This is a genomic window from Chlamydiifrater phoenicopteri (assembly GCF_902807005.1).
Classification (GTDB): Bacteria; Chlamydiota; Chlamydiia; order Chlamydiales; family Chlamydiaceae; genus Chlamydiifrater; species Chlamydiifrater phoenicopteri.
In genome coordinates this window covers 348,518-374,881 of the sequence record NZ_LR777658.1, presented here as the reverse complement: position 1 = coordinate 374,881, position 26,364 = coordinate 348,518, and the positions used below count along the sequence as shown (strand labels likewise).

23 protein-coding genes and 4 tRNA genes are annotated in these 26,364 nt (G+C 39.4%); 17 read left to right on the top strand and 10 right to left on the bottom strand.

Annotation, left to right across the window (positions count from 1 at the left end; genetic code table 11):
* Positions 1-10 precede the first annotated feature (10 nt).
* Positions 11-1,525 (top strand): CT214 family putative inclusion membrane protein, encoded by a 1,515-nt coding sequence (locus tag KJA58_RS01630; RefSeq protein ID WP_213357725.1) that lies wholly within the window; start codon positions 11-13, stop codon positions 1,523-1,525.
* Here the strand turns inward: KJA58_RS01630 and KJA58_RS01625 are convergent.
* Both KJA58_RS01625 and KJA58_RS01620 read right to left on the bottom strand, forming a co-directional pair.
* Positions 1,522-2,931 carry an amino acid permease gene (locus tag KJA58_RS01625; protein ID WP_213357724.1) on the bottom strand — a complete coding sequence of 470 codons (1,410 nt, stop codon included), beginning with the start codon at positions 2,929-2,931 and terminating at the stop codon, positions 1,522-1,524. The genes KJA58_RS01630 and KJA58_RS01625 overlap by 4 nt on opposite strands.
* A gap of 17 nt (positions 2,932-2,948) precedes the next feature.
* A complete protein-coding gene (locus tag KJA58_RS01620; RefSeq protein WP_213357723.1) occupies positions 2,949-3,998 on the bottom strand; it encodes a class I fructose-bisphosphate aldolase in 1,050 nt (349 codons plus the stop codon).
* Between the two features lie 157 nt (positions 3,999-4,155).
* On the opposite strand from KJA58_RS01620, the gene KJA58_RS01615 reads away from it, so the two are divergent.
* The 7 genes from KJA58_RS01615 to KJA58_RS01585 all read left to right on the top strand — a co-directional run bounded on the left by KJA58_RS01615 (position 4,156) and on the right by KJA58_RS01585 (position 13,533).
* On the top strand, positions 4,156-5,964 hold the full coding sequence (locus KJA58_RS01615) for a CT214 family putative inclusion membrane protein (RefSeq protein WP_213357722.1): 1,809 nt from the start codon (positions 4,156-4,158) through the stop codon (positions 5,962-5,964).
* A gap of 117 nt (positions 5,965-6,081) precedes the next feature.
* Complete coding sequence (locus KJA58_RS01610) at positions 6,082-6,525, top strand: hypothetical protein (RefSeq protein WP_213357721.1); 444 nt, start codon at positions 6,082-6,084, stop codon at positions 6,523-6,525.
* A gap of 198 nt (positions 6,526-6,723) precedes the next feature.
* On the top strand, positions 6,724-7,095 hold the full coding sequence (locus KJA58_RS01605; protein ID WP_213357720.1) for a DciA family protein: 372 nt from the start codon (positions 6,724-6,726) through the stop codon (positions 7,093-7,095).
* Entirely contained in the window at positions 7,082-9,496 is a 2,415-nt protein-coding gene (gyrB, locus tag KJA58_RS01600) for a DNA topoisomerase (ATP-hydrolyzing) subunit B (protein ID WP_213357719.1), read from the top strand. Before KJA58_RS01605 ends, gyrB begins: the two co-directional genes overlap by 14 nt.
* A 13-nt stretch (positions 9,497-9,509) precedes the next feature.
* Positions 9,510-12,008, top strand: a complete 2,499-nt coding sequence (gene gyrA, locus KJA58_RS01595) for a DNA topoisomerase (ATP-hydrolyzing) subunit A (protein ID WP_213357718.1) — start codon at positions 9,510-9,512, stop codon at positions 12,006-12,008.
* Positions 12,009-12,019: 11 nt separating this feature from the next.
* Positions 12,020-12,640, top strand: a complete 621-nt coding sequence (gene tmk, locus KJA58_RS01590; protein WP_213358361.1) for a dTMP kinase — start codon at positions 12,020-12,022, stop codon at positions 12,638-12,640.
* Entirely contained in the window at positions 12,637-13,533 is an 897-nt protein-coding gene (locus KJA58_RS01585; RefSeq protein ID WP_213357717.1) for a hypothetical protein, read from the top strand. Before tmk ends, KJA58_RS01585 begins: the two co-directional genes overlap by 4 nt.
* Here KJA58_RS01585 and KJA58_RS01580 read toward each other — a convergent pair.
* A complete protein-coding gene (locus tag KJA58_RS01580; protein WP_213357716.1) occupies positions 13,526-14,248 on the bottom strand; it encodes an alpha/beta hydrolase in 723 nt (240 codons plus the stop codon). The genes KJA58_RS01585 and KJA58_RS01580 overlap by 8 nt on opposite strands.
* Positions 14,249-14,371: 123 nt before the next feature.
* Here KJA58_RS01580 and KJA58_RS01575 point away from each other — a divergent pair, with 123 nt between their 5' ends.
* Positions 14,372-15,262: an L-threonylcarbamoyladenylate synthase gene (locus KJA58_RS01575; RefSeq protein WP_213357715.1), complete on the top strand. Its 891-nt coding sequence runs from the start codon at positions 14,372-14,374 to the stop codon at positions 15,260-15,262.
* Between the two features lie 6 nt (positions 15,263-15,268).
* Positions 15,269-16,240: a dipeptidase gene (locus KJA58_RS01570; protein ID WP_213357714.1), complete on the top strand. Its 972-nt coding sequence runs from the start codon at positions 15,269-15,271 to the stop codon at positions 16,238-16,240.
* Between the two features lie 8 nt (positions 16,241-16,248).
* On the opposite strand, the gene KJA58_RS01565 is transcribed toward KJA58_RS01570, so the two are convergent.
* Both KJA58_RS01565 and KJA58_RS01560 read right to left on the bottom strand, forming a co-directional pair.
* A complete protein-coding gene (locus tag KJA58_RS01565) occupies positions 16,249-17,421 on the bottom strand; it encodes a coiled-coil domain-containing protein (protein WP_213357713.1) in 1,173 nt (390 codons plus the stop codon).
* A gap of 80 nt (positions 17,422-17,501) precedes the next feature.
* Positions 17,502-18,716 (bottom strand): ABC-2 transporter permease, encoded by a 1,215-nt coding sequence (locus tag KJA58_RS01560; RefSeq protein ID WP_213357712.1) that lies wholly within the window; start codon positions 18,714-18,716, stop codon positions 17,502-17,504.
* 304 nt (positions 18,717-19,020) lie between these two features.
* Here KJA58_RS01560 and KJA58_RS01555 point away from each other — a divergent pair, with 304 nt between their 5' ends.
* Together KJA58_RS01555 and KJA58_RS01550 are read left to right on the top strand one after the other, a co-directional pair.
* Positions 19,021-19,902, top strand: coding sequence for a UbiA-like polyprenyltransferase (locus tag KJA58_RS01555; protein WP_213357711.1), 882 nt, complete (start codon positions 19,021-19,023; stop codon positions 19,900-19,902).
* A 2-nt stretch (positions 19,903-19,904) separates the two neighbouring features.
* The gene (locus tag KJA58_RS01550) at positions 19,905-20,507 is read left to right on the top strand and encodes a flavin prenyltransferase UbiX (RefSeq protein ID WP_213357710.1); all 603 of its coding nucleotides are present in this window, start codon (positions 19,905-19,907) and stop codon (positions 20,505-20,507) included.
* Between the two features lie 3 nt (positions 20,508-20,510).
* Here the strand turns inward: KJA58_RS01550 and KJA58_RS01545 are convergent, their stop codons facing one another.
* The 5 genes from KJA58_RS01545 to KJA58_RS01525 all read right to left on the bottom strand — a co-directional run bounded on the left by KJA58_RS01545 (position 20,511) and on the right by KJA58_RS01525 (position 23,583).
* On the bottom strand, positions 20,511-21,419 hold the full coding sequence (locus tag KJA58_RS01545; protein ID WP_213357709.1) for a YitT family protein: 909 nt from the start codon (positions 21,417-21,419) through the stop codon (positions 20,511-20,513).
* 29 nt (positions 21,420-21,448) lie between these two features.
* Positions 21,449-21,522, bottom strand: a tRNA-Asp gene (locus KJA58_RS01540).
* 2 nt (positions 21,523-21,524) lie between these two features.
* A tRNA-Val gene (locus KJA58_RS01535) sits at positions 21,525-21,597 on the bottom strand.
* 228 nt (positions 21,598-21,825) lie between these two features.
* Positions 21,826-22,653 carry a 5'/3'-nucleotidase SurE gene (gene surE / locus KJA58_RS01530; RefSeq protein ID WP_213357708.1) on the bottom strand — a complete coding sequence of 276 codons (828 nt, stop codon included), beginning with the start codon at positions 22,651-22,653 and terminating at the stop codon, positions 21,826-21,828.
* Between the two features lie 180 nt (positions 22,654-22,833).
* Positions 22,834-23,583, bottom strand: coding sequence for a tRNA lysidine(34) synthetase (locus tag KJA58_RS01525; RefSeq protein WP_213357707.1), 750 nt, complete (start codon positions 23,581-23,583; stop codon positions 22,834-22,836).
* A gap of 176 nt (positions 23,584-23,759) precedes the next feature.
* On the opposite strand from KJA58_RS01525, the gene KJA58_RS01520 reads away from it, so the two are divergent.
* The 5 genes from KJA58_RS01520 (at position 23,760) to KJA58_RS01500 (ending at position 26,353) form a co-directional block, all read left to right on the top strand.
* A complete protein-coding gene (locus KJA58_RS01520; RefSeq protein ID WP_213357706.1) occupies positions 23,760-24,218 on the top strand; it encodes an SEC-C metal-binding domain-containing protein in 459 nt (152 codons plus the stop codon).
* 56 nt (positions 24,219-24,274) lie between these two features.
* Positions 24,275-24,347: transfer RNA gene (locus tag KJA58_RS01515), tRNA-Thr, on the top strand.
* A gap of 25 nt (positions 24,348-24,372) precedes the next feature.
* A tRNA-Tyr gene (locus KJA58_RS01510) sits at positions 24,373-24,455 on the top strand.
* A gap of 88 nt (positions 24,456-24,543) precedes the next feature.
* Positions 24,544-25,494, top strand: coding sequence for a hypothetical protein (locus tag KJA58_RS01505; RefSeq protein WP_213357705.1), 951 nt, complete (start codon positions 24,544-24,546; stop codon positions 25,492-25,494).
* Positions 25,495-25,498: 4 nt separating this feature from the next.
* The gene (locus tag KJA58_RS01500) at positions 25,499-26,353 is read left to right on the top strand and encodes a hypothetical protein (RefSeq protein WP_213357704.1); all 855 of its coding nucleotides are present in this window, start codon (positions 25,499-25,501) and stop codon (positions 26,351-26,353) included.
* Positions 26,354-26,364: the final 11 nt, after the last annotated feature.

Here is a 26,364-nt window from a genome sequence, read left to right as displayed (position 1 = left end):
GATAAAACTAATGCCTGCTCAAGAGACCTCTGTTTCTTTTTGTGAGTTTTCACTGAGAAGACATTACTCTCGGTGGTCCTTGGATTATGCTCTTCCGGCTATCTTTTACGTTTTAGGGATGATCACTTTTTCTTTCCTCTGTCTAGCTGTAGGGTTCATCATTCCATCTTCAGCTATTGTTTCTATTACATTTCTTACCACCTTTGTTCTCTCTGCTCTAGGAATCATTTCCTACCTATGTTTTAACAAAAGAATATTCTCTTCTCGCTTAGAATTATTAGATCCGACGGCTTTTTTCCCTCCCAAAATTTTAAAAAGATTGCTTGTCTTTGATGAAAAAGATAGTGACAAAGATTTTTGTAAAAAGAATTTTCCTAACTCTTTTTTTGTTCCTTTAGGACTCCATTTAGAGGAACAAAAAGAACCAGAGCCAGCAAGAAGTCAACATATTGAAAAAATTCTTGTTGCACTTCACACTCTCACTGATGGAAAGAGAAATGATCCCCCTCCAATCATGAGCATTATGAAGGAGGTATTATTCAAAGATTATGAGTATCTTAAGGATCCTATCGACAGTATTTCCTTCTTAAGTTGCAGTAGGGGAGAAGCCTTTCTTGAAGCTTTTTTGAAATTTTCTGTATCTTACCTTGAGCATCATGCTGAAAGGATCTCTGCTTTCTGGTTAAATGAGTTTTTCTCTCCTTCAGAACATTTCTATCCAACGGTCTCTCTTGTAAAGAGCATTACGAAGAAATTCTCAGAAGAACAGACTGAGCAAAACTTTCTAAAAGAAACAGTCCTAGCCAACTTAAGGTTGGCTAATGTATTTCTTTACGGGAAAGTTATGAAAAGTTTAGTCGATAGAAATTCTGTAGAAGAAGTTATAAGAAAAGTCTTTCCTAAAACCCTTCCTGCTGACGTAACAGATTTTTCCCGATCGGGAAACTTTATAGGAGTAGTTTTGAGCAATCTATCCCAAGAAACAAGAAACTCTATCCTCCAGGGAAATTCTGTTAACGACATATCAGCTGCAAAACTTTTGGAAGTAGTCTCCACAAAGAAAACCTCTCTTAACTCCTTGACATATGCTAGTGACGATCCTGAAGATTTACTAAAAATTTCAAAGAAAAAAGCTTGGTTGATTGAGCTGCTTTCAGTATTTAATCTACCTACAGGAAAATTTTTCCTCGTAGGCAAAGTCATCTTTAGAATTAAAGCGATTATCAATAGCATAGAAAAAATTAAAAATAACATAGAAGAGTTTCTCTCTGACCCGCTCCTTATTTTAGAGGTAATCAGAGAAAACCCTGAACTCCAAGAAATCATAAAAGTCTATTCTCCGCTGTCTCCTGACGTTTTGGAGAATTTGGCCTCTCCAATGTTTTCAGGACCTTGCTATTTCGGAATAGCCTCTAAAAAAGAGGTTCGAATCTTTCTGAAGAGGGTACACATCTCAGAAGAAGACTTTACGGCTGCTATAAAAAGCAACCGCATCCTCCATCTTCTTCTTCCAAAAATGTTTTAAGAAAGCTTCTGTTTAGAGCTGGACTTTGCTCCAACTCTCTTTTGAGAAAAATATATTCCTGCGGGAATAATGCAATTAACAAGGAAGGCAAAGGAGAGCCACAAAGAATAGTTTCTAGAAGAAATTCCTTCGGGAGGCAAAACACTTACAAAAAGAGCAAAAAGACACGAGAGTATTCCTAGGGTAGAGAGAATGTACATGCCTTTGCTCTTTCCTGGAACAACAAAAATCCTTTCCGCTTGAGGCTCTTTTTTTCTAAGAACTGGACCTGCAATAAATAGACAAATATACATTACCAAATACATCTGCACGCTCAAAGCACTTAACACCCAATAAGCAATATCTGCTGTCCCTAGAAACAGGAATAGAGCAGAAAAAATTGTAACAACAACGGCTTGAAATAGCATTAAGTTAACTGGAACACCTCTAGAATTTGTTTTCTTAAAAATCTTAGGCAAGCAGTCATTCTGAGTAGAAATAAACAACCCTTTAGTACCAGCAAACATCCATGCGTTTAACTCTCCCACAGACCCGGCTATAGTCATAAGAACGACCACCATAGTCATCCAAGAGAGATTGTACTTTTGAAAAAACAGATTAAAAGCCATGACTAGTCCTGAAACCAAACTTATTTGGTCTTTTGGAATAACGACAGCTATAGAAAGAGATCCTAAAACCAAAATGGCCAAGGTTAACGAAGCTCCGATAAACACAGCCTTTGGATAACTTCTCCTTGGATCATGCATATCAGAAGCTAAATTCGCATTAGCTTCTAACCCACATAAAGCTAATAACATGCCTGCCAACAAAGCTAAGGATGTTTGCGAACTAAAGTCTGGAATGATATCCCTAGGATCCAGAGATATTGCTACTGGATTCCCACTAAAAACCCAGAATAAAGCCATACTTACCAAAATAATCCCGGGGATAATCGTTCCGATAATAACGCAGATTGTACTGAACAAGGCCGAAGTGGAGATTCCAAAGAAATTAAAAAAGGTTAGGCCCCAAAAACCAAATAAAACAACGCTAGTTAAGTAAAGTTTATTTTGAGCTAGTTCAGGATAAATCTTATACACTAAGCTACTACCAATGAAGGCAAGCATCGCTGGATACCAAGTCATATTGTGGAACCACTGCATCCAAACAGCAAAAAAGCCCCACCATTTGCCCAAAGAATCCCGTACCCAAACATATATACCTTGAGGCTTAAAAGAAGCCAATTCAGCAGAAATAAGCGAATAGGGGACCATAAAACACAGAACAGCTAAAACATAATAAAACAATGTGGAAAGACCATGTTTAGCTGTTAGGGGTAAATTCCTTAAACTAATAACAACAGCAAGGGAAAGCATCCCCACGGTAAACGTCCCTAAAACTCCTTTTGAACCTTTTGATGAATGCATTACCTTACCTTGGTGAATTATGCGATAGTAATCGAGGAGTTTAAGTATATATCCTGGACTAAATTTAGCAATTCAATTCCTTCTTTGAAAGATTTTTGAAAAGCCTTCCTACCTAGGATAAGGCCCATACCTCCGGCGCGCTTATTAATAACTGCCGTTCTTGCTGCATCTCTCAAATCATTATCACCAGAGGCCCCTCCAGAATTTATAAGTCCGACCTTGCCTGCATAACTATTCATTAGTTGATATCGACAAAGATCTATAGGATGATCCGATGACAGTTCAGTATAAACCCTAGGGTCTGTCTTACCAAATTTTATAGCCGTGTAACCACCTTGCGTCTCGGGAAGTTTTTGTTTCACTATATCTGCTCCCAAAGAGGCTCCTAAATGATCTGCCTGCCCAGTTAAGTCTGCTGCAGTATGATAATCCTTACCTTCATGAACAAAGGCGGAATTCCTTATGTAACACCACAAGATCGTGGCCAATCCCAACTCTCTTGCCAAAGCAAAAGCTTCAGAAACCTCTACTATCTCTTCTGAAGAAGTTTCGGAGCCAAAATAAATGGTAGCTCCCACAGCGACGGCTCCCATATTATAGGCATCCTCCACCCTAGAGAACATAACTTGGCGGTGCTTATTAGGATAGGTCAGCAGCTCATTGTGATTAATTTTTAAAATGAAAGGGATTTTGTGCGCATACTTCCTCGACATTAGGGAAAGGACTCCGTATGAAGAAGCTACAGCGTTACAGCCTCCCTCTATAGCTAGTTTGATAATGTTTTCTGGGTCAAAGTACATGGGGTTGGCTGAGAATGAGGCTCCGGCGGAGTGCTCTATCCCTTGATCCACGGGAAGAATAGATAAATATCCGGTGCCGCTTAATCTTCCTGAAGAAAACATTGTTTGCAAAGATCTTAACACTCTATTGTTTCTGTCTGAACAAGCAAAAACTTTATCGACAAAATCTCCTGAAGGAAGCGTTAGGACTTCTTTTTTTATTTTTTCGCAACTGTAATTCAACAAGTTATCGCAATCATTTCCCAATAAATCTTCTATCTTAGTCATACACCCCACCTCCGTTAAGAGTAAAATCAGAGTTTCCGCATATAAAGCTTGTTTGTCAAGAAACTTTGATAAAGCATTTTATCACACACAAAAACACCGTTAATTAAAAAACAAACAAAATATTAAAATTAATAAACCCTATTAATTTATTTTTGTTATGAACAGCCTTTCAAATATTATAAATAGTTCTAATGATCCAAATCGAAACAATCAAAAAAACTACGAAAACAAAAAAACAAACGACTACACGCTAAAAATCAACGATTTAAAGACATCGCAAGCCAGAGAGCGTATACTAGCCGTAACCTCCGTAGTCGTCGCTGTTATAGCAATAATAACTCTTTTAGCCCTACAATTCGCTCTTCCAGGAGTGGGATTAGCAATCCTCGCCCCAGCCATAGTCTTAGCCCTTTCCGCAACAACTTCCGTCATCTTAGCGGCAAGACTACTTCTAAAAGCCGACAATATAGAAAAAAATAAAAACCGCCTCATAGAAAGCGTCATACAAAAAAGCGGTGGAAGAAGAACCTCTTTCTCCCAAAAATTATCTCCTTCGCCGGACTCTTCTAGCTCCTCAAGGACCCCTCGTGAGAAAATAAGCAAAAAATTAGATGAAATAGAAGAGATCTTGGCTCTCCTAGAGGAATCTGAAAGCAACGCCCCCATAAAAACATCTTCTCAAAAAGACGGACAAAAAAACTCACCAATCTTCACCCATCAACCTTTTTCAAGATCCAATATTTTAAAAAAAGCGACCGAAAAGATTTCATACAAAACGCCAAAAGATGGAGAGGCTTGGAAGGAGATAGATGACCGAGGGGAGAAGGAACCTAAAGCTTCCCCCTTCCTTGCTTCTAAGAGACTTAGTCATTACCAAAACCGACTAGGATTCGATAAAACTCCAAAAAAGCAGGCTATAGAGCAGGGGATAAAGGAAACTAAGAAGAGCCTGTCTGTAATCTCTAAAAACTTAATACAACTAAACGAAAAAATCTGCTCTGGGAAAGAACTTCTTACTCCTTACCAAGCTTCTTATCTCTATTCCGGGCTGGGGTCCAGTTCAGAAATTTCTGAACTACTAAAAAATATTAACTATCTTCTAGAGAAAAACAATGGGGGAGAGCTTTTCTTTTTGACCCTATCCGAAAGTCTGTCGCTCAAAGAGGCTTCTGAGCACCTAGAACCTCTATTCATTCTTAAAAATATTTTTCTAAAAGGGAAAACCTCTCCAGAAGACAAAAAAGCTGCTCTGACAGACCTATTGACCTTGGTTAACCTGTTTCTTTCTGGATGGTCTTTTCCAAAGAACTCAGAACTAAATAAAGTTACAATAGAAAAACTCTCTCAAAAATTAAAGCTGTCTGAAAAAGACTGTATAGAAAAATACTTTACTAATGGAAATTTTTTAGAAATGATCAGCCAGCTCTGCCCAGGGGGAGAGGAGTTGCTGGAAGAGCTTCTCAAGTATGACATCTCCTTGCCTCCCTTATCTTTCGGAGAATGCTCAGCCAATCTAAGGAAAAACAAGAAATTTTCTAAACAGATAGGGCTGTCTTTCTCTGAGAAAACACAGGATCAACTATTACAACAGACCAAGCAGTTTTTCTCCCAAATAGAACAAAAGCTCCCCAGAAATTCTCTAGGGCTCCTTGCTTTCGCAAACAATTTACCTACGATCCTTCTTGATTTTGAGAAGTTTTTTTCTCGATTCCATCCGGATTTCTCCAGCCTACTAATAGCAGTTTTAGAGAATAAACAGCTGAAAGAAAAAATACATGTGATCCTTCCACGTTCTTCGGAAAGAATGTTAGAAAAAATTATTTCCATTCTATCGCTGGGAGTACTTAGATGTGGATTTATGCATAGAGGAGCTTTAAAGCTACTTTCCTCTTCGCTAAAAATTAATGAACAAGAACTAGAAGAAATTATTTTAAACAAAGAAACAGGAAAAACTATTTTGAAATAGAAAAAACACCGTCAAAAAACCTTCTCAAGAGGAAAACTAAAAATAATTTTGTGCAAAAAAGTTTTCTTCATGTTACAATGCTCCCTCGTTTTTCAAGACAAACTCTGGGAGATCAAAATGACATCAAGCCAGCCTCCTGTAATGTCGTTCAACGCTTTTGGCATAGAGTCTTGGGCAAAAGACTCTTACAACAACATCGTGGGATCTGTTCCTCTTTTAGGGGCCGTCACTGGTGCTCGACGAATCTCGCGAGCCGTTCACGCTATGAAAACGTTTGACAAGGAAGCAGCCAACCACTACTTAACCCGAATGGAGATGAGCGCAAATATTATGTCTCACATTTTCAGGGGAGTCTTGGAGATTTTAGGAGTGGGTGTTTTGGCTTCTATCTATGATTTAGCTTCTCTTATAATATCCGTTGTAGTGACTACTATTGCATACTCCATTTTAGGCGTAATCGTTGCTATAGGCAATATTATCAAAGCGCTGCTCGTTTCCTTATGCATGCCAGTAAACTTCGTCGCTGTAGGATTGCACGAATTGTTCTCCCAAACACCCTAAAGATGTCGAAATCAGTCGAAAGCTTTTGCTTTCGACTGAACAAAATCCTTTTGCCTACGAGTCTCTTGTCTGTTTAACTTCCTCTGTTAGTATTGCATTGCTTTTTTTGTTTCTTCAGTATAAAGTGTTCTTTTGGACGAGAGTTTCCTCGGAGCCGCCCCTCGGAGAAAAAGAATAAGGAACAAGATCTAAACAGTAATGTTCTCGGAATCTAGAATAAAACATCCCAAAGCATCTCCAACAAAGAAGTCTAGAACGGCAACTACAATAAAACACATGAGCCACGTCCTTTCTAAATACTTAGAAGATTTAGAAAAGCTCAGAAAGACAGACCCTCAGCAGCTCATAAAAGCTTGGCATGCTATCATGGATCCCAAATACAAAGGCATGACAGCTGCCGTCGGATATCAAGATGAGGAGCTTTTGGTAAAAGTTTCAAACTCCTCCTTGTTTTCTATTTTAAAACAAACAAATCAAAAGTCCTTGCTGGAGCAGCTTAAAACCCTGTCTCCTAGGACACCAGTTAAGAAAATTTACTTTCTCTTTGGAACAAGTCATGAATGCAAATAAAAAAAATTATGACGCTTCAGCTATCACGGTCTTAGAAGGGCTACAAGCCGTCAGAGAACGTCCAGGAATGTATATCGGTGATACTGGCATTGGAGGGTTACATCACCTAGTATACGAAGTCGTTGACAACAGTATCGACGAAGCTATGGCAGGACACTGCTCGGAAATCTTTGTTACCGTGCTCAAAGACGGAGGCGTTACTATAGCCGACAATGGACGAGGCATCCCCGTAGAAATACACCAAAGAGAATCAGAAAAATTAGGAAGAGAAATTTCTGCTCTGGAAGTCGTTCTTACCGTGTTGCATGCTGGAGGCAAATTCGACAAAGATAGTTACAAAGTCTCAGGGGGATTACACGGAGTTGGGGTCTCTTGTGTTAACGCCCTGTCGGAAAAGTTTGTCGTCAATGTCTTCAAGCACGGCATCATTCATCATATGGAGTTTTCTAGAGGAGTTCCATTAACCCCTCTGGAGACTATTGGCGCAACGGAAAAAAAGGGGACAGAAGTAACTTTTTACCCCGACCCTCAAATTTTTTCTGTCTGTGTTTTTGACCGATCCATACTAATGAAAAGACTAAGAGAACTTGCTTTTCTCAACAGAGGCATTAAAATTCATTTTGAAGATGAAAGAGACGAGGATTTCCAAAAAACTACTTTTTATTATGAAGGGGGAATCAGCTCTTTTGTTTCTTACTTAAACGAAAATAAAGAAAGTCTATTTCCTGATCCCATTTACATTTCTGGATGCCGTAGCGGTGATGACGGGGAAATAGAATTTGAGGCTGCTTTACAATGGAATGGCGGTTACTCAGAATTAATTTATTCTTACGCAAATAATATTCCTACCAGACAGGGGGGTACGCATCTTACAGGATTTTCTACAGCGCTCACTAGAGTTCTAAACGCTTATGTAAAAGCTAATAACTTATTAAAAAGCGATAAAATCTCGCTCACAGGCGATGATATGCGAGAAGGCTTAACAGCTGTCATATCCGTGAAAGTCCCTAATCCACAGTTTGAAGGGCAAACCAAACAAAAATTAGGAAACAGCGATGTAGGATCTGTTTCTCAGCAAATCACGGGAGAAACCCTTGCTACTTTCTTCGATGAAAATCCTCAAATAGCAAAATCGATAGTAGAGAAAGTCTTAATAGCAGCTCAAGCTCGCGAAGCCGCTAAAAAGGCCAGAGAATTAACTCTAAGGAAAAGCGCTCTAGACAGCGCTAGATTGCCAGGGAAATTGGTAGACTGTTTAGAAAAAGATCCAGAAAAGTGTGAAATCTATATTGTCGAAGGAGATTCTGCAGGCGGGTCGGCAAAACAAGGACGGGATCGTAGATTCCAAGCCATCCTCCCAATTCGAGGAAAAATTCTAAATGTGGAAAAAGCTCGTCTACAAAAGGTCTTTCAAAACCAAGAAATTGGGGCTATCATCTCTGCTTTAGGAAGCGGTATCGGTAAAGATAATTTTCACTTAGAAAAATTACGATACAAAAGAATCATTATTATGACTGACGCCGATGTTGATGGCTCCCATATTCGAACACTTTTGTTAACCTTTTTCTATAGACACATGGCCCCTCTTATAGAAAATGAATGCATCTATATTGCTCAGCCACCCTTATACAAAGTAAGTAAAAAGAAAACCTCTAGATATATTTTGTCTGAGAAAGAAATGGACAGCTATCTCTTGTCTTTAGGCGTTCAGGAAGCTGTAGTATCTTTTGGCAATGTTAATGAACTAAAAGGAGAAGGGTTAGAAGCTTTCGTAAAAGTTATCCTAGAAGTCGAACAGTTCATTGCTTCCTTAGAGAAAAAAGCCATTCCTTTCTCAGAATTTCTTGAAGCATATAAAGAAGATCGTGGCTATCCTGTTTTTTATTTGTGCGCTGATAACAACAAAGCCGCCACTTATTTGTATTCAGAGGAAGAAAAACAAGAAGCCTTGTCTCAAGCCGAAGGTAAAGATCCCCACACTCCAAAAATTGTCGAACTTTATAAGGGAGATTCTTTAGAAAAACTCAATGCTGATCTTTCCTTCTATGGACTACAGCTTCAAGACTATCTAATAGCTAATAATAAGAAATTTTCTATAGCCTCTGGAGATCATCCCACCTACGAAGGTCATACTCTAAAAGATTTCATCGATTACCTGAGATCTTTAGGAAGAAAAGGAATAGAAATTCAGCGTTATAAAGGGTTAGGAGAAATGAACGCGGACCAACTGTGGGATACAACCATGAATCCCGACCAACGCACCTTAATTCGCGTGTCGTTGAAAGATGCTATAGAAGCTGATCATATCTTTACAATGCTTATGGGTGAAGAAGTGCCTCCAAGAAGAGATTTCATTGAGAGCCACGCCTTGTCCATTAAAATGAACAATTTGGACATTTAGGAGGCGGCGATCTATGTTTAACGAAAATGAAATTATTGTTCCAAAGAACCTTGAAGAGGAAATGAAGGAAAGCTACCTTCGTTACTCGATGTCGGTCATCATTTCTCGAGCTTTACCAGATATTCGCGACGGATTAAAACCCTCTCAACGTCGTATTTTATATGCGATGAAACAATTGAACCTGTCTCCTGGAGCTAAACACAGAAAATGCGCAAAAATTTGCGGTGACACCTCTGGAGACTACCACCCTCACGGAGAAGGAGTCATCTACCCAACTCTGGTTAGGATGGCTCAAGATTGGGCTATGCGCTATCCCTTAGTGGATGGGCAAGGAAACTTTGGATCAATAGACGGAGATCCTCCAGCAGCTATGCGATATACCGAAGCTCGGCTAACGCACAGCGCCATCCAATTAATGGAAGATTTAGATAAAGATACCGTGGACATGGTTTCTAACTATGATGAAACCAAAACGGAGCCCACCGTTTTTCCTTCTAAATTTCCAAATTTGCTCTGCAACGGGTCTTCTGGAATCGCCGTTGGAATGGCTACAAACATTCCTCCGCATAATCTTAAAGAGCTCATAGACGCTACTCTACTGGTTCTCGACAATCCTTTGGTTCCAATAGAACAGATTATGGAAGTCATGCCAGGCCCAGACTTTCCTACAGGAGGAATCATCTGTGGAATGGAAGGAATCCGTTCTACGTACATGACCGGAAGAGGAAAAATTAGAATAAGAGCCAAGTTGGAGGTAGAGGAGGATCCCGAGCGTCACCGCGAAAGCATCATCATCAAAGAGCTCCCTTATAATGTCAACAAGTCTCGCTTGGTCGAGCAGATAGCCGATTTAGTCAATGATAAAACTCTATCCGGCATATCTGATGTTAGAGACGAGTCAGACAAAGAAGGAATTAGAGTTGTTTTAGAGCTCAAACGCGGAGAATCTTCAGAAGTTACTATCAATAGACTTTATAAGTTTACAGATGTTCAGGTGACTTTTGGCGCTAATATGTTGGCATTGGACAAAAATCTTCCTCGTACAATGGACATTCGAAGGATGATTTCTGCTTGGGTGCGCCACCGAATGGAAGTTATTCGAAGAAGAACCCGCTTTGAATTAAATAAAGCCGAAAATCGCGCACACATCTTAGAAGGCTACCTAAAGGCTTTAGCAGACTTAGATCGAATAGTTAAGGCTATCAAAGAAAGCGAAAGCAAAGAAGATGCTAAAAGAAAACTTATGGAGTTGTTTTTCTTTACTGAAAGACAAGCCACAGCCATCTTAGAACTTAGACTCTATCAGCTAACAAGCCTAGAGTCAGAAAAAATTAAGAAGGAACACGACGATCTATTAGAAAAGATAGCCTATTACAAAAGCGTTTTAGCCAATGAATCTCTAGTTAAAGATATTATTAGAACGGAGTTGCAGGAAATAGCTAAATCTAACGGAGCTCCTAGAAAAACTCAGATAGAAGCTTTTGGAGAGGATATCAAAGATATCGAAGATATCATTGCTGATGAACCTGTGGTTATCACTATATCCGGAGACGATTATGTAAAACGGATGCCGGTTAAGGTATTCCGAGAACAACGTCGAGGAGGACACGGAGTAACAGGCTTTGATATGAAGAAGGGTTCTGATTATTTAAAAGCCGTGTACTCAGCTTCTACTAAAGATTTCTTGTTAATATTTACAAACTTTGGGCAGTGCTATTGGCTAAAGGTTTGGCAGCTACCAGAGGGAGAGCGCAGAGCCAAAGGTAAGCCCATTATCAATTTCCTTGAAGGCATTAGACCCGGAGAACAAATAGCTGCCATTTTAAAAGTAAGAAACTTTTCTGAACCCGGCTACTTATTCTTAGCAACTAAAAAAGGCGTTGTTAAGAAGGTCGATTTACAAGCTTTCAGTAATCCCAGAAAGAAAGGCATTCGTGCTCTGGAAATCGATGACGGCGATGAACTCATTGCTGCAGGAAGAATCCTTAGCGATGCTGATAGGGTAATGTTGTTCACTCGGTTAGGAATGGCTGTAAGATTCCCTCACGAAAAAGTTCGTTCCATGGGGAGAACAGCCAGGGGAGTCAAAGGCGTCTCCCTCAAAAGCGACGAAGACAGGGTTGTCAGTGGAGAAATCGTTTCTGATTCCGACTCTATCCTTGTTGTTTGCGACAATGGATTTGGAAAACGATCTCCAGTAGAAAGTTTCAGAGAAACAAATCGAGGCGGTGTAGGCGTACGCTCTATATTGATCAGCGAACGCAATGGCAATGTCCTTGGAGCTCTCCCTGTAACGGACAATGATAGCATTCTCTTAATGTCCGCACAAGGCCAAGCCATTCGTATTAATATGAAGGATGTCCGCGTAATGGGTAGATCTACGCAAGGAGTACGGTTAGTACATCTGAAGGATGGCGACCAGTTAGTTGCTATAGAAAAAATTTCCTCTGGAAATGAAGAGGCTGTCGTAGAAGAAGACGTTGCGAATAACAAGGATCAAGTAGAGGTCTAATGACTCTGCCGTTGTTTATTTCTATTGAAGGCGGTGAGGGGTGTGGAAAATCAACCCTTGCAGCCTCTTTGTCAGATTATCTGTCCAAAGAAGGCGCTGAGGTCGTTTGTACCAGAGAGCCTGGAGGAACGTCTTTAGGAGAAGAACTTAGAAATCTACTTTTGACCAATCACAGCTTTTCGCCCAATAGTGTTACAGAATTAATGCTATTTCTAGCAGCAAGATCCGAACACATACAGAAAGTCATCCTTCCCGCTCTCAGAGAAAATAAGATTGTCATTTGTGAACGTTTTCATGATTCCACTATTGTCTATCAAGGATTTGCCGGCGAGCTAGATATGGAATATGTGTCCAATCTATGTAATAATTTCATGGGAGAAAATACGCTGGAACCCCACCTAACCTTTCTTTTAGATATCCCCGTGGAAGATGGATTGAAACGCAAACGAAGTCAGAAAGAACTCGATAGATTTGAAAGAAAGAATATTGCCTACCACGAAAAGGTTCGTAAAGGATTTCTGATCCAGGCAGAAAGATTTCCAGAAAGAATAAAAGTTTTAGACGCGACCCTTGGGAAGCAGGAGCTTTTTGAGACTACTCTATCTTATATTCCCAGCCCTTTTCTTTTATGAATACTATCGAACCCTTAGAGCAGTTTTTCATAGAGATTGATCGAGGAGAGGTCCCTCATGCAATCTTGTTTCACGGTTCGTCTCAAGAACAGCTTCGAACAATTGCTTATTCTTGCGCCTCTAAGATCATTTTAAGAGAATCTCCCGAAGCTAAAACTAAAATTGAAAAGACTCTTCACCCAGATATTTTGGAATACGGGGGAGACAAGGGTAAAACAACACTGTCTATCGACACTGTAAGAGAAATCAAAAAAGATATTTGGGTACGACCTTTTGAAGCCCAAAAAAAGGTTTTTCTTATCCACTCTATAGACAGCATGAGCATCCCGGCCATTACCGCATTTTTAAAAACGCTAGAAGAGCCTCCAATTCATGCTATAATTATTCTTACGACAACAAAAAAATATTCTCTCCTGCCCTCTGTTGTTTCCAGAACGCGAGCTATTAGAGTTCCCTTCAAAGAGTACAATCATCTCTCCATTGAAGAAAAAAAGTTCTTATTTGCTTTTGCCTCTGGTTCACTAAGACTTACGGATATAGCGAACTTTTTCCAACAAGAAAAGAGCAAGTCTGAGTTTGCGACATCAAAGACAGAAAATTTTGCAGATCCTAACGACAAAAGGCTTTCTGAAAAAAAACTCATACGTGGATTGTTGGATCTCTTTAGAGACAAAGCTCTTCAACACCTTGGAGTTCCCAATAGTGCCTTATGTTACAAAGAGCATCTCGGAGAACTCCAGAAAATCCCTCATCTACCTCTACATGAAGTCTTAGAAGTCCTACAGATGGCCATGGACAGGCTTCTCCTTGGTTCTAATAAAGCTTTTTGTTTTGAATGGCTTCTTCTACAAATAGTAAGGCTAAAACAAAAAACTTTTACTAAATCTATTTAGAATTGGACCAAAGGAGGATGTAATCTTTCATTTTTCGAATGACTTCCTGGGAAATTTCGTGTCCTCCTGGGAAGGAATACATCTCTCCTCGAAAGCCATTTTTATTAAGCAAAGAGTATAATCTTTTGCCTAACTTATATGGCAATATTTCGTCATATTCTCCATGAGTAAGAAAGAAGGGAGCCTTTTTTGTTTGCGTCTTGGCATAGGTTTCCCACTTTTGGTTTCCAAGGAACGCCCCGGAAAATAGAAACAATCCATCAGGAGGAGTTTCTGCTGAGAGACCGACGTGAGCAGACATTATAGCTCCCTGACTGAAGCCTCCCATAATAACTGTAGAATATTGAGACTTTAACTCTTTGATCAACCCGGTCAAGACTCTTCCAGCCTTAGATAAGTCCGAACAAGAAAGCAAGTCCAGAGCACATTCTGTGCTTTCTTCTTCTGGATACTCATTCATTACTCGATCCAATTCTTTAACGTCTAAGGGGAACCAAGCACGCCCTGAAGGAATATCTGATACAGCCTCTATGCCATTTGGGAAAATCCAGGTAGGACGTACCCCTTCTATCAAGCAAGAAGTTGGTAAAAAAGTAAAGTTGTCAGCGCAAGCGCCGTACCCATGACACATGACAACGACAGGAGCTCCAGCATCTCCCATACACATGATTACATCCAAATCCGCTATCTGTTTTCTAAAGAAAGAATAATCCATAATTAAAAACCAAAAAAAATAAATGACAACGATAGAAGCGCTATAAAAAGAAGTCAAGAATTGAATCAAAATGCTATTTAACTTATAACCTACTACTTCTTTGAAGCCAACGCTCCTAAGGCCATGAAAACAAAACTGATAGCTTCAACCCCCGAAAACATAGAGGCAGCAGCAAAAGTGCTGGAAGAAGGCGGTATTGTTGCTTTTCCAACGGAAACTGTTTATGGATTAGGCGCCAGCGCATCAGCGACACAAAAGACTATTAACCAAATATATTCCCTTAAAAAGCGCTCACTAACAAAGCCCTTGGGAATTTATCTGGGTTCAAAGGAAGAGGCATTAAACTATCTACCGAGCAAATTACTAGATATTTTCCAAAAATTAGCAATGAAATTCCTTCCTGGACCATTAACGATAGTTTTCCCCGATAAAAACACAGGAATATCTGTAGCTATTAGAATTTCTAATAATCCAATCCTATCTCATCTCTTACATATACTTAAACACCCCATTCTAGGAACCTCTGCTAATCGTTCTAATTTGCCTTCAGCTGTTAAACCTCAGGAAGTTCTATCAGATTTCCCTGAAGGTCTTCACATAATACTCGATGGCGGCTCTTGTTCTTTAGGCATAGAATCTACTGTTATATCCATAGACCCACTAGTAATTTTAAGACAGGGAGTCATTCCCAAAGAGTCTCTAGAAGAAGCCCTAGCAACCTCTATACCTATACAAGCATCGAATTCCTCTAATAAGAGCAAAGAATCCTTCGGCATCAGCATTCGAGTCTTCGACAACTTTCAGGATATTCATACTTACGTCAATTCCCAACCTCCTATTCCAAGAAAAATTTATTCCAATTTTCTTACTAAGGACTATTACTCACTTATTCGAGAGGCCCTTACCTTACAGTGCAAGGAAGTCATTTTTTTGTACCCCAAGGATCCATCATCTTTTTTCCCTCCTTTATCTAGGAAGATTCATCCCGACAGATTTACAACTGAAGCCCCTTAATTTTTCATGATTACAGCAGACCTACATTGTGATATTCTTTCTCTTCCAACTTTAACTGGGACAGATATATCTTTGCGCTGTACTCCAGATCAACTGATACGCGGCCAAGTAGGGTTACAAGTATGTGCTATGTTCGCTGAAACAACCCCAAAATCTATTGAAGAACTACAAAAACAAAATAAGGTCTTTCTTGCCCTACCTAAGCAATTCTCTTTCTTCGAACCTCTTGGCAAAGAAAACATTCATTCTCTCGGAGAACAAACTAGTTTTAACAACCGAATACTAATCATTCGAGCTATTGAAAATGCTTCTGGCATAGCGACCGAAAAAGAAAGCATGAAAAACGTTATTGCTAGACTCGAAACCATATTAGCACAAGGTCCTTTAGCTTACGTCAGTCTCGTTTGGAATTTCGCTAACAGATTTGGGGGAGGAGCCCTAGAACCCAAAGCATTAACTCCTGATGGTAAGATTCTATTGCAAGAACTAGATCGGCTAGCAATTCCTGTAGATTTAAGTCATGCATCAGCAAAACTTGCTGAAGATGTTTTAGATTATGGTGCAAATAAGCTACCAACCCTTATGACTGTCGCCAGTCACTCCAACTTCCTTTCCGTTCATAATCACCCGAGGAATCTTCGAGATGATCATGCCAAGGAAATTGCTTATAGGGGAGGGGTGATAGGGTTATGTGTAGTGAAGGATTTTGTAGGAAAATCTTTTGATACTTTAACAAAACATATCCAAAAAGCCATAGACCTGGGGATCGTTCAGAATCTATGCATGGGAGCAGATTTTTTTCATTCCTCTCCTCAAGAGAATAAGTTTTTTCCTCAATGCCAAAACGCTAGTGACTACAAAATGATACGAAAGCTCATTGCAGATACCATTCCAGATAAAAAGGAGCAGGAAGGTATCATCTATCACAATGCAAAGACCTTCCTACAAAAACTTTTTTGGAAAAAATGCCCTCTTTAACTTTGGTTTTATTCGTCGGATTTTCCTTTTGAGTGCGCACCCTTATCCTCAGGCTTTTTAAGCAAACCTCCCACAAAGCCACTTACTTTACCACCTATTTTGCTAGAGAATGCTTTAAGATCTCCCCTGCCAGTAGACTCTTCAGACGAACTTTCTTGTCCAGCTCTATCTAGAGCCTGCTTAAGACGAAATTTTTCCTCTGTCACCTCTTCTAATTTTTTGCTCAAGTCAGAGATGACAATATCCGAAGTTCTTTTTTCCTGAAATTTTTCCTCTGTTAATTTTTCTATTTTTTCACTCAAATCTTTTACTACAGATTCTAAACAACTCTTCTCATTAGAAAGTGCTTGTATTCTAGCAGTTAAATCTTCCGCAAGAGCTACAGCACTACGCAGGTCATCTCTATGCGTTGTTAATAGGGTATGCGCATCCTCTTGCTCTGTGGAATCTTCTTGTAAATCAACATCGCTTAAAAACGCTTCCCCTTCATCAGAAACTCCTTTTAATGAGGTTAATTGAAATACAAGAGTCTTACTCTTCATTCTTAAAGCATCCAAGACATCAGATAAATCAGAGACCTCTTTATCACGATCAGACTGCTTAAGAACAAGTTCTTCTCCTAAAGACTGTATTTTCTGTAAAAAACCAGAGTTTTCTTGGGAGAGTTCATCACATCTCTCTTTAATAGTAATCAATTCCGCTGCATGTGCATTTCTTTCTTCTTCTAAGGAAACTATCTGAGCGGACTGAGCCTCGAATCTTTCTAAAAATTTCTTTTTTGATTCTTCTTTTTCTTTCAGCAATTCAATCTCTTGAAGCTCTAGGCGAGATATTTTCTCTAAAAGCTCCTCATAGGAAGCTCTAGGTTCTCGCAAAAGAAGATATCTTTCTATGAACGAAACTATCAGAACTCCGGTAACCAAAGCCACGCCTAAAGAATTTGATACAACTCCAGAAAATACTGTTAGAAAATAAGGACAGCTGCCGGGAAGAAGACAGAAAAAGAGTATCCCGCCAATTATAAATATAATGCCTAACCCAAGAGCCAGCACTTTCATCAGCGTTCGCATGCCAACCTTTTCTGCCGCAGCATTACCAAAATTTTTATAGAAATTATAAAGAGAAGCCTCCGGCGCAGCCGAACGCGCAACAGATTGAGAATCACTCACTTCTACACTCATTACGACCCCCGAAAACCCTTGGAAAGGGGATTATACAGCTGAAGATAAAAACATCAATTAGTAGGAATTTTTATAAAAATTTAACCTGCTTCGTTATCAGGCAAAAACTCGTTGCAAAGAACATACTCCTCTGAAGATTCAGAACTTGTATCCGTAGAGTCCAGATCATCATCTATAGAAGAAAGATTTAAAGATATAGAGCCCATACCGTCAACTACATCTCCGATATTTTTATGGGAAGGGGAAGAGGTCATTCCAGCAAGCTCTTCCTTAATCAAGCGATTCTTCCAATGGATCTCTCCTGTTTGGTCGCTCAAATCTTTCTGTATAGATGAATAAACACTTTGAGAAAAGTTCGAGAGGACATCAGACAGTGTAGAAGATCCTTGGGCCACCATCTTTCTAAATCTTTGCCAAGAAGAGCCCTGTGCTGCACCTACTTGCTTCTTAACCGAACTACTAAACATCATATCCCTAAGGCGATTTTCTAAGAAATCAATCTTCAACTGTTGCTTAGAATTCGTTAACATCATGTCTGAAAGCCTACCATTGGCTTCCTCTAATAATTTCTCTGAACTTTCACTAGTCTTGGATTCCAAAAGGAAGCAGCTGCTTAAAACTAGTAATTGCAGCCACCCTAATGCCTCAGAACTCAACATATGCACTTTAAAAGCAGAAAAACCTCCAGAGATAGAAGCTATCCCTAAGGCAGAAAAAACAAAAGAAAGAACTATTATGCGATTACAACTAAAATGCATTGGATTTGTCGCTGACAAACAGACGCCAGCAATTAAAAACCCTATTCCAGAAATTATACCGATAGCAGCAAAAGCTATCCTTGGATAAGAAAGGGAGTGCACAGCTTTGGCAGCATTAAAACAACCGGAACCTTCTGCTATAAGACAAATTTTCGTCCTATCAACATCACTTTTTAACCCAGCTATTTCCTGTTTTAAAGCATTGGAAGTTTGTAGAAACTTTGTCGTCCTAGCAAAAGCTTGAACAGCAAGCATATAAACCGGATACAAACAGGACATTAATCCCAAAACTAACCCTGCGATACAAACCACGTTTACAAAGGAAAAAGAGAGCGTACTAGCTATTAGGAAGTAGACACAGATGAGACTTGTTACAACCCCTAAGATAACAGCAACGACAGAGGCTGCGAAAGTCATTTTCTCTTGACTCACCTCAGAGGCCTGAAGACAATACATAGAAGAAAAACCTTCGTTCAAGCATTTTTCAGAGACTCTAGGAATCACTGTTTGACGAAGAATAAAGTCCAGCTCTCTCATATATTACAGCCTAAAATATCAAGCGAGGATTGTATCTTAAACAACTGATAATGCTCAAACACTTAAAGTCAAACAAAAGAAACTATTGATATAAAAAGACATAAAACAAACCCTAAGGTTTGTTACAAAGGGTTTTAGAGAGGCCGACAAAACTCAAAAAAAACACGAAACTTTACAAAGTTAACAGAAAAGCCTTGCAGACATAAAAAACCTCTGAGATAGTTTCCTAGAATGTTTTTGTATAAAATTCCGCAAAAAAACCTTTTCGTATAGCTTTATAAAAAAGCTATACCGGGAGTGTTTCATGAAAATTAAGGTTTTCTGCAATCTCACTAAACCTCTGTTTTCTTTGTTTTCTCTACCTTTTCTACTAGCACAAGCTGAGATGGCTTTATTTTCTCAAAATTCTTTGAACAAAAGTCAACTGTGTTCATTAAATATGCTAGAGACACTCCTTATCGCTCTCGGAGCCTTCTTTTGTGCAAGATCCGGCGGGATGATTATTAATGCAATTATAGACGCCAGCATAGACGCTAAAAACCCTCGAACAACACAAAGAGCTATACCTCAGAAACTAATTTCCACAAAAAACGCATGGGCATGGGTAATGGGCTTTTTTGCAATTTTTCTTTTTCTGAGCTCTACCCTCGGAACCCACTGTTTAATTCTTTCTTTTCTGTCTCTTTTGCTAATAGTCTCTTATCCATACACAAAATATTTCTCTATCTTCTGTCATTTTTTTCTTGGATGCATCTACATGATAGCTATGTTAACCACTAGTGTTATCATTAAAAATTCTATATCATTAGCAGATGCCCTATTCGGATTATCTGCCTTCTTTGTTATTGCTGCCAACGACATAGTCTACGCCATTCAAGATATCGATTTTGATAAGAAAGAGAGGCTGTATAGTATACCGGCGAGATGGGGGAGAGAGCGTTCTCACACCATCGCTAGAATACTTCTGGTAACCTCCTATGTCTCTTTTATCCTTATAAGCCTCTCTCTTCCGTTGCCTTATATTTTTCTACCCTTTACGGCTTTTCCTTTATGTTCCATTCTATGTACAACGATCATGCTCAAAAAATCCTCAGAACAAAATCTTTACAAAACATTCATTTTAGCTAATATTGTCACCCCTTTGTCTTTCTTTGCATCTGTTACACTTTTTCTATTCAATAGGTAATCATGGGACGATACGTTATTGGAATATCTGGAGCCTCAGGATCTATTTTAGCTGTAAAAGCAATCCAAACTCTTCTTCAACTAAACCATCAAGTAGAAATAGTTTTGTCTGCGCCTGCAATGCAGACCATAGCATACGAGATTCCCAAAGTTAAAAATAAACAAGACTTCTTTAATTTGTTCTCAAATCGAGAGTCTCTATCCATACACAAAAACTCCGATATTGGAAGCTCTATAGCTTCTGGATCTTATAAAACAGATGGAATGGCTATTGTTCCTTGCAGCATGGCCACCGTAGCTGCTATTTCTATTGGCTTATCTGATAATTTGTTACGAAGGGCTGCTGACGTTACTATTAAAGAGAGGAGGCCCTTGATCATAGTGCCCAGAGAGAGTCCCTTACACTCTATCCATTTGAGTAATTTATTAAACTTATCTAAAGTGGGAGCTACCATCGTTCCGCCCTTACCTCTTTGGTACACAAAACCTTCGAGCATAGACGAAATGGAAAACGCCATAGTTGGAAAAATCCTTAGCTGTCTAGGAGTGAGTTCTCCTCTAGAGGAAAAGTGGGAAGGGTTTACCGGATTCCAAGAGCAATCTTAAGAATTAGTGAGAAATTGTATTCTTGCCCCCATTAACGACCTCATGCAGATTTTCTATAGCGACGAAGGCGTTAGGATCTTCCCGATGAACTATTTCTTTTAACTGAGAAAGTCGTAATCTTTCTACCACAATATAGAGAAGATTCTTTCTTTCTCCTGAATAGCCACCCTCAGCGTGAATATATGTGAGACCTACGCCTAGAGTATCCATTAAAATTTTTCCAATCTTTTTCGGAGAAGAAGTTATTATCGTGACAGATTTTGTATCTTCCAAACCAACGATAACAACGTCCATGACTTTTGTTGCCACGGCGTAGGTTAAGAAAGACATAAAGGCTGAGTGCCAATTTTTGTAAGCTATTCCTGCCAATGTGAAGATAAAGAAGTTAATAAATAAGACTACTTGTCCTATCGTAAACCCGCGTTTTTTATTGATAATGATTCCAAGAATTTCCGTCCCATCGGTGGATCCTCCATGACGAATGATCAAACCAGACCCTACGCCAATAACGAATCCTCCAACAATCACTGTTTCTATTTCAGAGCCTTTAAAGACAAATGGGGAGACGTTAAGCCAGCCGGGAAGGACATCTATAAGCCACAAGGAACAAGAAAAAATTATAACAGCAGTTAGCATTTGGATAACAAAATGCTTTCCTATTTGCTTAAAAGCCAAAATAACAAAAGGAAGATTAAAGCAAAGAAGACAAAAGGGGAGGTACTTGTGGCCTAAAAAGTGAGACGCAACGATAGATAAGCCCACGACGCCTCCATCTATCAACTCACTAGGAACAAGAATTATCTGAACTCCAGCTGCAGCTAAAGCTCCTCCAAGGATAAACCAACTTAACGTCTTGAGAAAGTATATAGAGAAGTTGAAGCGATAGGCTTTCTTTTTCTTTACACCAGGCATAGCACCGGCCTACACTCATAACCAAAAACCGCGAGAGACGGGGCTTGAACCCGCAACTTCCGCCTTGACAGGGCGGTGCTCTAACCAATTGAACTACTCCCGCAATGGACGCGACAGGATTTGAACCTATGACCCCCTGTGTGTAAGACAGGTGCTCTAACCGCTGAGCTACGCATCCTTAAGCTGGGCAAACTGAGACAGAAAGGCTATCAGATAGAATGGTTTAATCACAACTCTTTTCGTTAAAAATTCAAAAATTATTCAACCATAAAAAACGCGAAAACTTAAAAGAAAAAATAGTAACAGGGCAACCCTGTCGACGTCTCAAAAAAAACTCCGTCGCACGACAGCTCGCTTTATATCATTCCCTGCAGCAAGAATCCAAAAACAAGCCTCAACCCGACGCTTAACCAACAGAAACGCTTCCTCTGACCAAAGTTTTAAAATCCTCCTGCATGACAGAAAATTGCTCTTCCGTTACAGCTCCAAATAAAGACGCTATACCTATAGGACTTACAGCTACTTTACCACTCATTAAAAAGTCAAACTCCTGGGAGGGTTTATCAAACACCTGCATCCGAACTGATTTTAAAGAATAAAACGTCCGATTTTGTATCGTTCCCATATCTATAGGAGACTCTATACAAAATTCATTTCCAGAATGAGTGAGCACCATTCCTTGCCAGCTTGTTCCTTTCTCTACATAAGGGAAGGTAACATTATAACCACAAGGGACTGTAAAGGGCATGGAAGAAGCATACTCAGCCAACAGGCGAATGTATTTCCTACCCAATTCTTTTTGAAAGAAGGAAATGTGCTTTTCCTGTGAAAGAGCCAAAGATGGTATTCCTTTGAAAACAGCTTCCATAGCAGCACCAACGGTGCCGGAATAATAGGTATTCTTGCCTCCATTCCCACCATGATTTATCCCAGAAATAACTAAATCAGGCAAATCATCTTTGAATAACACACTAAGAGCTATCTTTATGCAATCAACAGGAGTTCCTTCTACAGCCCAAGCACCACAAACCGGATGCGCCTTATAATCCACAGACTCTACAGCTATCGGAGTACGATAAGAGAAAGACATTGACATTCCCGATTGGTCAAACAGGGGAGCAACAATGTATATGTCAGCAAAATCCTCAGCGTTAAGAAGCTCTACCAGAGTCGACATCCCTGTTGCAGAAATTCCATCATCGTTTGTTAAAACTATTTTAAGTCTTTTTGTCATATCCTTCTCAATTTCACCTAAATCCTCAGGATTATATCAAAAATATATCCATGAGAAAAACATTTTTAAAATTATCTAGAATCTCCCGATAGAGATCTCACAAACTAGAAACGAAAAAATAAAATCTTTACAAAACTTTTAATAGAAGAGCAACCTTTTAGCTCTTTTTACTATAGGTTACTAAGTAAGACCGTCTCTAGGCTTTTGGTACCCGTCTCTACTTCTAGAAGCCAAAGCTAAATTATGCCTAGCCAAAGGAAAAACTTCTTCTATCATCTTAAGAGCATCTTCTGCTTTCTTTCTCAAAGATACCACAGGACATCGACAAGTAATTCGCATAAAACCACATTCTTTAGCAAATTTTCGGATATCCTTTTCAGAAACAAAAATTAGTGGCCGTATGATAGTGACGCCAAAGCGAACCATTTCTAAAATCGGCGCTAAACCACCAAATTCTGCCTTATGCAAAAGATTCATAAGCACCGTCTGCGCATCATCATTTTTATGATGGCCAAAAGCCACTATGCTAGCCCCTAAATCCTTAGCGGCCTTAAATATCATCCGCCGTCTAACTTGAGAACAAGAATAACACTCAGGCTCATCTGGAGCGTATGGGGAAATCAGTCTTTGCAAAGGAACGCCTAGCTTTTGACAAGCCCCTTCTAGAAACTTTCCTCCGACCTCAGCCCCACAAGAATACTTTCCCTCTATCGTGACAGCATGTATATCCAGCTCTGGGAACCCTCTTCCAGAAATAGCTTTAAGCATCATCAACATGGTCATGCTATCCTTACCACCACTGAGAGCTACTACTATTTTAGTTTTCGCAAGCATGTTGTAAGTATATATAGCCTTTCGAACAGCACTTTCTATGCGCTTACCAACCTTGGGCCAAGGAGGACAAAAAGTAAGGGTAGGGGGAACGAACATATGACAATTCTATCTAGCTGACGTCAAAAGAAATTCCTCTTGAAAAGAAGGTTATATTCTAAGAATTTGGAGAATAAAAGTTTACTATTAATGGCACTTAATACAACTCTTATCGTATCTTCTTTTTTCTACTAATAGAGGAACCACGATGAAAGTCTGCCCACCGGAGAGATGTTATGTCCAAAAAACCCAATAGAAATGACCCTTGTCACTGTGGATCAGGGAAAAAGTATAAGCAGTGCTGCCTAAAGAAAGAAACAGTCATAGCTAGACACACACCAGAAGGTAAATTCAAGTTTTCTGCTGAGTTAGCTACAAATAATCCCTCTTATGCGAATGTTTTTCAACGATCAGCAGAACAACTAAAAAATTCTCAGAACTCTAAAACTACGAATAAGTTCTCTCTGACCAAAGAGAAACTCTTAACGCAGGGTAAAAAATCTATAAAGCGACAAAAAGCAAAAGAAGAGCGTGACATATCAGAAAAATTACATAAGCATCAATTCAGCGTTCTAAATCTCTCTGATCAAGAAGAAGATAAATTTATTCCTACAGAAGAAGATTACAGAGTCTCTCCCTCGGATAAACCTCTGCCTTCCTTAGAAGATCCTTTGGAGGAGAATCAAAAAGAATAAAAATTCTCACACTTTTTATTGTCGTAAAGATTCTTTTTTGAGATAATGCTCCTCTCGCTGGAGTAGCTCAATTGGCAGAGCATTCGATTTGTAATCGAACGGTTGAGGGTTCAATTCCTTTCTCCAGCAGATCTCTTTTTTCGGAGTCTATTTTGGGGGCGTCGCATAGCGGTCAATTGCATCGGACTGTAAATCCGACTCCTCACGGATACGTTGGTTCAAATCCAGCCGCCCCCATCTCCTTTCATTAATCATTATATTTCTATAATTTGTTGACTAATTACTTTTAATTTAGTTTTTTAATAAAAAAACTATTTTAAAAGTCATGAAACAAAAAAAACAAACAAATAAACTAGATTCTCATTTAAAAAAAAACAAAGAATCAAATCTAGAAGCAACTAACGTTTCAGCCGAAATTCCCGAAGAACAAACCATAAAAACTGACTGTCACTTTTATCTTGATACAACGATAGACGGAGATGTCGTTGCCGACTCTGTATCTACCTACGACACTACTGTAAAGAAAAATTTATCTGTGTCAGAGGAGTGCTCTGTATCCGGAAACGCAAGTATTTCTGAAAATCTAACCGTTGCCAGCGGGCTAACAGAAGCTCAAAAAATGAGCATAACTCCTGAAGTCAACGCTCAATCCATATCCATAAACTTGAATAACAACAGAATAACCAATGTGGGGAGACCTTTTGAAGACACTTCACCAGTCCCAGCTTTCTACGCGCCATCGTGTGAATATATGTTTGTTTCCACGCAAATATATCAAAGAGTTTACGTTCGAGCGATGGAGGATGAGGTTCCTTTAATCGGTAGGGGCAGACTCGTATACAAGAGCCCCCTTGCAGAAGACTGCATTCGCCTGGTAGATGTAGACAAAAGCTCAAGTGCGGTCAGGGAAGTCTCTCCAGGGTCAAAAAGATTTCAACTCTTGAAGAGGGGAACATATGTATTTGACATGATTCTAGTCAAGAGATGGGGATGGAATAATGGCTGGAGCGGGGCTTTTAAGCTATTCAGAGACGTCCCCAAAAATCTTAATGACGACCTGCTAGCCCAAACCATCCTACACTCCGGAGGAGGATACTCTATGCAAGGGACTATAAACACTATAATACACGTGGAAACCCCTCCTGAGAATCCTGACACTGATTCTTCTCAAACCTATTACGTTAAATTTTCTTTCGGCGGAGATCGCAACATCACAGATTTAGGATCTGTCGTGTGGTCTATTATCTACTATCCAGACATAGATAGAGGGGAATAATCAAATGAAAAATAAAAAAACAACCAGCACTTTAAAACAAACAATAACTACAGCTGAAGGAGCTACACCGCCGGATTATGGAACAGGAGTATTGCAACAAAATCTCTTCCTTCATAACTCTACACTCAATTTACAAAAAAACTTATCCACAGAACACTCTTTTCTTGGAAGAAACATGAACGTAACAGGAGAAACTAATGTGCAATGTCCTCTCAAAATTGGCAACGACTTATCTTCAAAAAACGCTTCACTCAAAGAAACGAATATTTCAGATAATATAGAAGTCTCTCTTTCAGAAAATCAGAAATGTAAATTCGAAAATATACAACACCCCAAAGCTAGATATGATGCTATGACTTGGGGATATTTAAGAACAAGAGCTGTAGAAAGCTTAAATTGCTTTAGTCGAGGCTGGAAACACCTTCCCGACGGAAAGTTGAACACTATTCCCTTTTTAATGAATGCAGGAACCGACAAAAACTATTCTCCTTCTGCTTGGAAGTATTTTTCCCTTAAAGAATATAAACTGCATCTTCTCAAAGTTGGCATATACCAAGTTTCAATAAATGTCGCCAGATCTGCTGGAAGACATAACGGGAACGACGAACAAGATTTAAGAATGAATCTATGCATGGGAAGCAATGTCACCCATCTTAGCTACACAGATAGCAGAGGACTTGGAAGAAACGACCCCACCATTAGAACATTATATGGAGTCTTTTCCGTTCTCTCTATCGACGAAAAAAACCCAGAAAACGTTTGGATAGAGTTCACTATATATGGGGAAATGTACCTAGAATCTGTATCTCTTAGTGCCATATGGTTTCCTTTAGGGCTTGATTTCACAGAAAAAGATTAACTAATAAACCA